Origin of the sequence: Niastella vici (assembly GCF_002077945.1) — a bacterium.
Lineage (GTDB): Bacteria > Bacteroidota > Bacteroidia > Chitinophagales > Chitinophagaceae > Niastella > Niastella vici.
Genome location: NZ_LVYD01000105.1, coordinates 1 through 11,563 on the forward strand (window position 1 = coordinate 1; position 11,563 = coordinate 11,563).

Genomic DNA, 11,563 nt, shown 5'->3' on the forward strand with positions numbered 1-11,563 from the left:
AGTGTAGATTGCAATGCCGAATTGATCACAATGCCGGCGCCTTACGACAAACAACCGGCATACTATAACAAACCGGTTGTAACCAAACCGGCCGATTGCGAGTGTCATTTGATCAATGACCTGTATGTAAAATACAGAGTGAGCCGGTTGTTTGGAAGAAGGGACGCCACATTTGCAGCCTATATTCAAAGAACGCAGGGAGCGACGATGACAGATAGCGATTTGCAGGCTTTATTAAATCTATGTAACAATACGAGCACACCAACAGATGCGGGAGTAGCCTGTACCTTCCTCGCCACGCCTATTTATTTGCCACCGGCGCTGCAGTGTAATGCGGGCGAAGTATGTACCTCATGCACAGTGGTGCAGGAGTTATATAATAATTATAAACAACAATACCCGAACGATACCCCGCGTATCGCAGAATCAAATGACACCCTGCAGAACAAGCGCAATACGCTGTTCCAAAACTTTATGAATAACCGCTTAGGGTATTCATTGCAAAGCTGGGAGTACCTGCAATTCATGAAGCAGTGTGCCGACTCGGCCAGCAGCATCAGCAATGTAACCCATTGTGTTGACCAGCGAATCGGTAGTTTGTTCCTGACAGCCGTGCCGGGCAAACTGGAAGATGTGCAGGTTACACCCGACCATGGCTATATTATGGCTGGGAAGACCGGTTCGAATGCCGTGCTGATAAAAACAGACAGTGTGGGCGCCATTCAATGGTCAAAACAATACGATGGATCGAGTGAAGATTATTTTACCCGGGTAAGACGTACGAGCGATAATGGGTATATCGCGATTGGTACTACCAAATCGGGTCACTATACAACGGGCGCCATCCTGATCGTAAAGACCAATGCCGGTGGCGATACCAGTTGGACAAAAACGATCGGTTTTGGAACACCACTCGGCGAGCGGGGTTATGATGTTATTCAAACCTCCGATGGTGGCTATGCTGCCCTGGGTATTTATAACCAGCATACTGGTTTTGGCGAGTTTGTGCTCACGAGCCTGCATAGTGATGGAACTATTAACTGGACCCACCGTTTTGGTACTAGTCGTTTGCAGAATAACAGCTATGAATGTTACACACCCGGTGCCGATACGGTATCCTATGATGGCAAGCCATCGTACGGCCTGTTACAGGATGCGGACACCCTGCTGGTGACCGGTGCAGCATATGACCGCAATGTGGGTGACCGTTATTTTGGCGTGGTGCACCGCATCGATAAAAACAATGGTACTTTATTCGATTCCTGGCATTATGCCGATAGTACCAGCGATACCAAAAGCACCTGGTTCCGCGATATTTATGCTACGGAGAATGGTTACCTGGTGCTGGCCACCAATGCCGAAAAATTGGGAACCATCAATGCACAGGTATCGGTGGTAAACCTGACAAGAACAGGGGCGGTAGCGTCGTACAAACGCTTCAACGTGCCATCAGGCAGCAACCGGATGGTTACCTCAGCGGTGTTCCCAACGAGTGACGGCGGCTATATGGTAGCGCAAACGGGCAATAACAGCGAGCACATCATCTGGCAGCGGATGGATGCATCGGGCAACCTGCAATGGTCGACCGAGACAGCGCTGTCGGGCACCCAAACCGTTGGGCGCATCATCCAAAAGAGTGACAGCAGCTTTGCCGTGGTGGGTGATAACAATAGTCAGATGTTGATCCTGGTAGTAAAACCAAACTATGGTTGTTATGATAATACAGTGACAGGGGGAATAACGACTCCGGTCCTGGGCCGCATCAACTGGGCGCCTGTGGCGAGTCAGTTTGTAGTACCAACCAATACCGGAGTTGCCTTGTCAGCAATGGCTTTATCACTGACCAAAGACTCAAGCCTGGCTTGTCCGGGCAATGGTACCTGCTACAACATTTATGAAGGCCCACGGCTTTGCGGTAAAGCACAAACTGTATTGCCACCCTTAAAAAATGAATACATAGGCGCCTGTTCCGACAGTACCTTCTTTGCAATAAGTAAAGGAACGGAACTCTATAAAGTATATACCGATTCCCTGACCGGCGCTTTTGAGCAGCGGTACATCGACAAATGTTTACAGGCTTACCGCTATGAATCGTTTACGGTAACCTATCAAAAGAATGAATATCATTACACGTTATATTATTACGACCAGGCAGGTAATTTGATCCGTACGGTACCTCCGGCTGGCGTACATGAATACGACACCGCCCAGGTAAGGTTGGCCCGCGCAGCAGGGACAGAACTCGCTTCACAGCATGCCTTGTATACCGATTACCGGTATAATACCTTAAATCAGGTAGTGTCGCAGCATACGCCCGATGGAGGAACGAGCGCCTTCTGGTACGACCGGTTAGGCAGATTGTCTGTATCGCAGAATGCGAAGCAGAAAGATAGTGCACAATATAGTTATACAAAATATGACGGTATCGGGAGGATTATCGAGGTTGGACAATTGACAAGTAGTACAATCATTACAGACAATATCAGCCGTGATCAATCATCGCTGGTGGGTTGGTTAACAAACGCGGCGTCAACTGCCGAGCAGATCACAAAGACAATATACGATGTTGACTATTCTCCATTGCAACCGGTGCTGAAAACCCGTAACCTGCGTAACCGGTTGTCATGGACGGCGCTGTACAATTCGGCTACTGATCTTGCTAATAATGAAGCCGCAACAGCCACTTATTATACGTATGATATTTTAGGTAATGTAGATACCTTGGTGCAGGATTACCGGCTGGGAACGATGGCCAATAATGGCAACCGGTTTAAGAAAATAGCATACGATTTTGATCTGGTAAGCGGAAAAGTAAATCTGGTAAGCTACCAGCCTGGTCAACCAGATGCATTCTATCATAAATATGTATATGATGCCGAGAATCGGATTACCAATGTGCTTACCAGTGCCGACAGCATCAACTGGGACAACGATGCTTTTTACCAGTATTATGATCACGGCCCATTGGCACGGACCATCATAGGCGAGCAGCAGGTGCAGGGTATAAATTATGCCTATAACCTGCAGGGATGGATAAAGTCGATCAACCCCGATGTGAACGTCACTTCTGGTTATACTCTAAAACCAGATGGAAGCAATGGAAGCGTGGTAGGAAAAACTGCTTATAATGTAATGCTGAACTACTTTAATGGAGATTATAAAGCTATAAGCGGCGCCACGCCACAGGATAATGGAGTGAATACTACATTAGGTAGTGAATACCGTCCATTGTATAACGGCAATATTAGTAGCATGGCAGTGAACAATGATAAGCTGGGAAATCCATTGCTGTATAATTACCAATATGATCAGCTCAACCGCCTGGTAGCCATGGATGCCTGGCGAAAGACGGGCAGCAACTGGAGCAATCTCACACTGAAAACTGACTTCCAGGAACGCATTAGCTATGATCCTAATGGAAATATCCTGGGTTATAAACGGAATGGCAATAATACGTTTGCCGGCAAGCCGTTGGGTATGGATAGTTTGACCTATAAATATGTGATGGGGACTAACCGGCTGGATCATGTAAGTGATAGTGTGCCTGTGGCTAATTACGATGTGGATATCGATAAACAGACAGCGGGTAACTACGGTTATGACGCCATTGGCAATCTGGTTAAAGACAGTGCCGAGGGTATTACCAATATCAGATGGACGGTATATGGAAAGATCAGCCGGATAGTAAAAGGCGATAGTGTAGATATTCTCTACACCTATGGTCCGGATGGAAACCGCATCAGCAAAACGGTTATAAAGTCAGGCTCTACCGATACTTCAAGAACCTGGTATGTAAGAGATGCGACGGGCGATGTGATGAGTGTGTACGAATCAGGAAAACCCACCTTGCATGACGGACACCTGACCCAAACTGAATTGCATTTGTATGGCAGCAGCCGGTTAGGATTATTACAACGGAGTGTAAATGTTGATACTTTGCCTGTTCCAGACGATACTGCCATGACATTACTGGGTACCGGCTTAAATATTAATTTTGGCAGAGGAGTAAAGCTCTTTGAACTCGGTAACCACTTAAGCAACGTGCTGGTGACGGTGAATGACAAAAAGCTGGGTGTTTCATCAAATAATACCACCATTGATTATTTTAATCCGCAGGTGGTAAGTGCGCAGGATTATTATCCGTTTGGGATGTTGCAACCGGGAAGGAGTGTGAATGCTGGTAGGTATAGGTATGGGTTTAATGGGAAGGAGAATGATAATGAGGTGAAGGGAGAGGGAAATCAGATCGAATATGGGATGCGGGTGTATGATCCGAGATTGGGGAGGTTTCTTTCTGTTGATCCGTTGATAGATAAATATCCGGAATTAACACCTTATCAGTTTGCTTCAAATTCTCCAGTTGCTTACGTAGATTTAGATGGTCAGGAAGCATATTGGTATAAATTCGCTAAGGATAATAATACAGGTAAAACTATAGTGACTCTTGTTGCTATTAAAAGATCATATCTAGATTGGTTTCTGCCTAGCTCTTTAGTTGTTAAAATTGGAGATCATGACTGGGTATACGATCAATCATATTTTAAGTCATGGGGGCATATGGATGCCGCAATTAAAAAAATTAAGGCGGATCCAGAAAAATATTATGAAGAAATGATAAAGCGTCATGAAAAGTTGGATAAGGAAATTGAAGAAGAGAAAGCTGAGCAAAAAAAGACAGAAGATTTTATGTGGGCCATTGCTTTCGGTATCCGATATTCAAATGCTCAAGCACCATTAATCGCTGAAACTGAGGAACAAGCAGTTGCTGCTAATAACAAGGTAAAGACAGATGGAAGTAAGAAAACTACAACAAAAAAAATTGATTACGAGAATCATGGATCAGAGTTTGTGAATGATAATCTTCCATCTATGCGTGAACAGAAATTGGCAGGCGGGGCATATCGGGCCTCAAGATTTGGTGCAATATGGGATGGAGCTAGTTTAAAGGATGTAATAAATAAATTTGTTCCTGGTGCAACCGGTTCTTCGAGTTATGGTAAAACAATTTATACGACAGCTGAAAGCAACTATTCTGTCATTTATGATGAGGGAGGAAATTATTTCAGAATCGTTCAAAAAAATCTTTCTGGGAAAAGAGTTTATACCGATTTAGATGGTAATGTTCCAAGCAATAAAGTAGTCAATGGAAAAACAACAGGAAGAACTCAAGGTGAGTATAATAGTGCAACACATTTTTCTAATACAGACAAACAATGAGGAAAATAATTACTGTTCCTAAAAACCAACTGGCTTTAAAAGCATTGGATTATGATAGCGCAACAGCCGATCAATTGTATGAAATTTCTTTAAGCGAATCTCAATTTAAAGATCTTTGGGATACTGGCATCTTTGATCGAATAAATGAAATGGCTAATGTTAATATCGATTATTTTGAAGATGAACAAATTACCAATAAAGCTATTTTGGAGAAAATTATATCGAATGGTGTTTTTGAAGTAAATTTTTCTGACATCAGTATAAACGAAACTGTAAAGGAAGTTAAAGGACTATTTATGAAAGCAATCCAGTGTGAAACAGGCGTATTCTTCTTTTTTTAGAGAGTGATGTGTGGAAATAATGGTAATATCTTAAAATAGCTGGTTGCGCAAAAATGGCTGTTGAGATCTTGACAGAAGCCAAAATATCAACCAGCCAGCAAAATAACATAAACCAAACATGAAAAGAATTCTTTTCATCCTGGCACTCCTGTGCCTGGAAAACACCCTCCATGCCCAATACGTTTACACCATCAAAGCCGATAGTGTAAAGATCACCAACACCTGCGATACGGCGGAACTCATCATTGAGAACCATACGCAGAATGTGCCCGGCTTCTTGTTCAATAAAGGAAAGGGAAGAACGGAATTCAGAAGGGGATTACTGAAACTTAACGATAGTATCTATGTTGTTGGTGGTGATACATTACGAATGAATCCCTGGTTGCAGGGTGGCAACCGGTTTGGCACTACCGGTAAGTTCGGAACCCTTGATAATTATGATATCGATTTTTATACAAACAATACCAACCGGGGCAGATGGGCAACCAGTGGAAATTTGATTATTGGTTCCACTGGTGACGAGGGGCAAAAATTCCAGGTGAGAAGTGCTATAGGCTCCGGCTTGTCTATTAATCCAACTTTATCAAGGGACGGCGATAGAATAATGCTTGGTGGTTATCTTAATACCAGTGATGGTCAAAATGTATTGTTACGTACATCGAATGATTATGGAAGTACCTATCGGAGCGTCCTGGTAGAAAGGGATGGGTTCATTGGATTGGGAACCAAGGCACCTTATAGCTGGACCGTAGGCGATCCTTTGATCAGATGTCATGCCAATGGCGAGGTGTCTATCATGACCTCGTTGCTTTCTTTCGGCAATACAGATGGTCCTTGGAATTCTTCAGCTTTAATTACTGCAGTATCGAATACGAATGAATGGCTAATGGGTCAAACTGAATATCCCAGAGGGCAAAACCATTATTATTTCGGAACCAAGCTCTCCGGAAATTTTGATGGAGCAAAAAGAGCGCCGCTGTGGATCAGCGGCAGAACCCTGAACTTTTATACTGGAGCTACAGATGCTGAAGCGGTTAGAATTACAGAAGGACAAAATGTGTTGATCGGGGCACCCAATGATAATGGCAGTAAATTACAGGTGAATGGTGATTTTAGTCAAACGGGTAGTTTTAAGGCTTCTTTTGGAAATGGGGTTTTGTTTGATATGCTGAACAGCAAAACCAGAATGTATTCCGAAAGTCAGATTTATTACCAATCTAATAGTACCGGTGATCAGCACTATTTTACCAACGCAATAGGTACCGCTTTTACAGGAACGTTTGTGACTGTGGATCCCGGGCCATACCCTGCATTGCCTGATAATCAATTATCATTAAAAGTATATGGCAATATGGCAAAAATTATATACCGGCAATGGCGGTTAATATGGCAGGCTATATAGGCATTGGCACAAATACACCTGCAGCTCAATTGCATACAACCGGTACCGTACGTTTTGGTGGATTAACAAAGAATAATAGTCTCACCCGCTTCGTAGTAAGCGATGCAAATGGTAATCTGTACTATAAGGAAGACTCTTCATCCGGGGCATTCAATGGTTCCTTTAATGCTGATGTAGCAGTGAACGGCCGCATTTCCGCCCAAAAAATGCTGATCACCCAAACCGGCCGCTGGCCCGATTATGTTTTCAGCAAACAATATCAACTTCCATCGCTGGCAGAGGTGGAAAGCTTTATTAATCAGAATAATCACCTGCCCGGTATTCCATCTGCAGCAGAAGTGGAGAAAACAGGTATTAATGTAGGCAATAACCAGGCGGCACTATTAAAAAAGATCGAGGAGTTGACTTTATATACAATTCAGCAGGATAAAGAATTAAAAAATTTAAAGCAGGAGATAGAAGAATTAAAAGCTTTAATAAAAGAAAGAAAATAATAAGGGGAGTTCCTTCCCATAAATCAAATAGAAATATAAATACTATGAAGAAGATCATAATGCTCATGGCATTCATATGCCTGGGAAGGATACTCTATGCCCAACAACCTTACGTTTACACCATCAAAGCCGATAGTGTAAAGATCACCAACACCTGCGATACGGCGGAGCTCATCATTGAGAACCATACGCAGAATGTGCCTGGGTTCCTCTATAATAAAGGAAAGGGAAGAACAGAGTTCAGAAGGGCCACGAGACTTAATGATTCAACTATTGTTATTGGTGGCGATACATTGCTTTTCCGGGGTAACCCAACTGCTAATAATGGATTAAGTATGGGTGGCAGGAATGTGCAGCTGGGGCAGTCGGTTGGTGCTGCAGGTAATCCGGCTGCCTTATTAGATAATCGGGAAATTCCTATGAATGGTTTTAATCTTTCACTTTCCGGAACCGGTAAGTTTATCGCAGGAAGAACAACGAATGATGGCGTTGGACTCATACAAAATGCCGGGTCGTATAGTTACGACAGAACTGACAGTAATGGTATTTATGCCGGTTCGGTAAGAATGCTTGGGCAAAAAGCCTCAAGCACCACCGCTATATTTGGTTTGGGTAATTCAACAAATATTTCCGCAGTTTCATCCTCTGCAAGTGTGATTGCACTGGGGCCTAATACTGGTAATTCAATAACCAGTGGATATAATTCAGTCATCTTGGGATTTAATTGTGGAAATGCTATTGTGTCTCCCTTCAACTTCTATGCCATTGGCAACTCGTGTTTAACAAATTCAACAGGAACTGAGAACCTCGCAATAGGAAATGCTTGTTTATACAGTAATACAACAGGTGTATTCAATAATGCTGTAGGCGAGTCGCAGGTTCTTAAGTACAGTCTAACTGGTATTGGCAACAACGCGTTTGGAACAAACGCAGGAAATTTGATTAAAACAGGTAATTACAATGTATGCATTGGGCACGATGCAGGTGGTGGAAATTATAGTTTCCCTGGTAGTGAGGCAACAGAATGTATATTTATTAGTCCACGGGGAAATACTGCACCTGCCGGAATATATACAAATTGTTTGTTTGTGGGTGAAAAAGCAGGTAAGCAAACAAGCAATGCAGCTACTTCTATAACCAATAGCGGTATCATTGCTAACAATGTTACTACTGATTTGGATAATGTTTTTGTTATCTCTAATATTTCACAACGAGTAATTCTTCCGTCTTCTAGCAATATTGTAACTGTTGATAATGGGTCCAAATTGCAGGTGAACGGTACTGCTTACATAAGCGATACGCTTAAGATGCCCAATATCATTTCAAAATCGGATACTGCCAGTTACAAGCCGGTGGTTGTAGACGGCAATGGCAATGTATTTAAAATGGCGGCATGGAACCTTCCTCAATTAACACGTACCGCTATTAATGATGCGGGTTATTCAGCCCTTACATCCGATTATCTGATCGCATTAACATCCCTAACAGCGCCGCGAACCATAACATTGCCTGCAGCAAATGCCATGAATAATCACATTCTGATTGTTAAGGATGAAAGTGGAGCGGCAGGTACAAACAACATTACTATAAACGTTACCGCTGGAGGAAGTATAGATGGCGCCTCTTCAAAAGTGATCAATAATAATTACGGTGTTATTGAAGTATATAGTAACGGTTCGCAATGGTTTACAAAGTGATGGCTCGGTATAGCTAAAATGGAATTAAGGATACAATATAAAATATAAATTTTAAAGAATATTAACCATGCAACTATGAAGAAACTCTTATTCTTCCTTGTCCTGTTCGGCCTGCAAAAAGCCTTACACGCCCAGCAACCCTACATCTACACCATCAAAGCTGATAGTGTAAAGATCACTAACACCTGCGATACAGCGGAGCTGATCATTGAAAACCATACCCAGAATGTACCGGGCTTTTTGTTTAACAAAGGCCGGGGAAGAACCGAGTTCAGAAGAATAAACCAGTCTAATGATACTACGGTAGTTATAGGCAGTGATACGATACATTTAGGCCGGGCTAATAAAAATTTTGCGAATGCAGATTTAACGCTTACCGGCGAAAGATTTCATAATGGGGCATTTCATCCTGTGACGTTTGAAGATTTTGAGTACTTTGATTTTAAAGCAAAAGCCGATGGTTGGTCAAATGAAATAGGATTCTCAAGCTACGATTTATCTCTTTATACCCAGGATGAGAGCGGTTCAAATAATACCAGAATGAGCTGTGGTAGTCAGTTCAATGTAGAGATTAATAAAAGTAATTCGAATTTCGGAGTGTTGAATGTCAATCCAGGCTGGAGCATGGAAATGGGAGTGAGTGCCTTTGGCGGTACTAACACGGCTAGCATAGGCGCAGCAATATCTGATAATGAAGGATTACTTGATTTGCACATTCAGGATGACGGTGGCAATATACAATTGCGAAATAACGGTAATACAGGTACTTTTTATGTGGATATGAAGCATGGTGATAGTATTTCATTCAAATATCTTGAAGGTTATTACACAAATACAAAATATCTTCAGACTAAGGATAGATTTGTTTTCAGGAACGATTATACTACCAACGATTTCAGACTTATTGCTCTGCCAACTTCTTCCAGTACTTCCGATAATATGCTGGTAATAGATGGTAACGGTCAGGTGAAAACAAGGTCGCAGGTGCCTGCTCGTAAAAGCGCCACCGTTACTGGCAGTACCTATACAGTTCCTTCCGATATTGATGTAGTATTTGTAAACTACACATCGGGACAGGCAACTATTACATTGCCAACCGGTACCCTGGACCGCGAAATCACCATCAAGAATTTACATACCACCAATACTGTGATTGTTTCGGGATTAGATACCAGTGAATCAAATTCAGTGGGCACCCGTGGCGCTATCACTGTAAAATATACCGGTAGTGCATGGGTGGGAATTAGTAAGTATTGATGAAGAGCATAACTTTTGATATTAAGGCCATAACCTTATCCAACCCTATTAACTCGTATTGACCCTTTTTCAGGCATTGTAAGATTGCGAGAAGCATAAAAATAGTAAACACATGCAGACCCATTCCTTTTACCGCATTTTATTATTGATCGGCTTTATTTGTAGTGTGGCCATTGCCCGGGCGGGTGATGGCGGCGGCGGTGTGGTAGCCAAAGCGATCCTCGATGGCAGCAAGAACCAGGTGCGCAAGGACTCTTCGGTCACGGTGGAAGATTCGGCTTTCTTCAATGCAGCTGCCATTGGGGTTGATACCGGTTATTCGGTGCAGAATGTGGTGACGCTTAAGATAAATGAGGCATCGAATGTATATCTGCGCACCGCTTTTACGGTAAAGGTTTCCCTGTTGATCGCGTATAGCAATGGAACCGATACGGCGTCGATCATTAAGGATTTTACGATCAACTACGATTCGGCTACCAGTTATAATGCACGTAACAGTTTTGTTTTTTATGGGGGCAGAAAGGTAACAGTAAAAGTACTGGCGGTGGATTCGGGTGGCGTTAGCTGGAATGTGTCTTCTGTGTTGCAAATAGAAAATCAGCTAACGGCCAGGCCAAAATATATTTTCACGTGTTCGAACACGGTAACTAATATTACGGTGAGTCCTTCAGGTGATCCCAAAGCCGATGAGTTGCCGGTAAGCTGGACGGCCATCCGGGGCGCCGATCAATATGACCTGGAGTGGACCTATATTGATGCCAGTGCGCTGACCAATCATAAATATGGCAACCCGCTTGACCCGGCCCTGATCTTTTATCACAATGCCACCCGCGTTAGCACAACTGGTAACTCATACAATATTCCATTGATGTATGACAACGATGGTACACTGTTCATAAGGGTACGTCCGGTGCAGATCGGGAAAGCGAACTCCGTTTTGGCAGCCGTCTGGAGCTCTGATGCATCGCCTTCGGTTATGGGTCAGTATGTATTTACCGGTCATGAACGGGCGCTGAACTGGCAATCGAGCATCAGCTTTGCTGAAGAAGGCAAAAGAAAAGTGGTGGTGCAATATTTTGATGGGGGCCTTCGCAGCCGCCAAACAGTGACTAAGGATAATACGACTAATAATACGATCGTTGCAGAAACATTTTA

7 protein-coding genes are annotated in these 11,563 nt (G+C 43.1%); all 7 read left to right on the plus strand.

Annotated features, from left to right (window positions below; all coding sequences use genetic code 11):
• Positions 1–5,217 (plus strand): RHS repeat domain-containing protein (locus A3860_RS36120; RefSeq protein ID WP_143774436.1); only part of this gene is annotated, 5,217 nt, incomplete at its 5' end.
• On the plus strand, positions 5,214–5,558 hold the full coding sequence (locus A3860_RS36125; RefSeq protein WP_081155474.1) for a hypothetical protein: 345 nt from the start codon (positions 5,214–5,216) through the stop codon (positions 5,556–5,558). The genes A3860_RS36120 and A3860_RS36125, both read left to right, overlap by 4 nt.
• Before the next feature lie 118 nt (positions 5,559–5,676).
• On the plus strand, positions 5,677–6,960 hold the full coding sequence (locus A3860_RS36130) for a hypothetical protein (RefSeq protein WP_081155475.1): 1,284 nt from the start codon (positions 5,677–5,679) through the stop codon (positions 6,958–6,960).
• Positions 6,945–7,454 (plus strand): hypothetical protein, encoded by a 510-nt coding sequence (locus tag A3860_RS36135; protein WP_216823590.1) that lies wholly within the window; start codon positions 6,945–6,947, stop codon positions 7,452–7,454. The genes A3860_RS36130 and A3860_RS36135 overlap by 16 nt, the downstream gene beginning before the upstream one ends.
• 44 nt (positions 7,455–7,498) lie before the next feature.
• Positions 7,499–9,151, plus strand: a complete 1,653-nt coding sequence (locus A3860_RS41985) for a hypothetical protein (protein ID WP_081155477.1) — start codon at positions 7,499–7,501, stop codon at positions 9,149–9,151.
• A gap of 75 nt (positions 9,152–9,226) precedes the next feature.
• Entirely contained in the window at positions 9,227–10,408 is a 1,182-nt protein-coding gene (locus A3860_RS41990) for a hypothetical protein (RefSeq protein ID WP_081155478.1), read from the plus strand.
• A 112-nt stretch (positions 10,409–10,520) separates the two neighbouring features.
• Positions 10,521–11,563: hypothetical protein (locus A3860_RS36150; protein ID WP_143774437.1), on the plus strand; the 1,043-nt coding region annotated here is incomplete at its 3' end.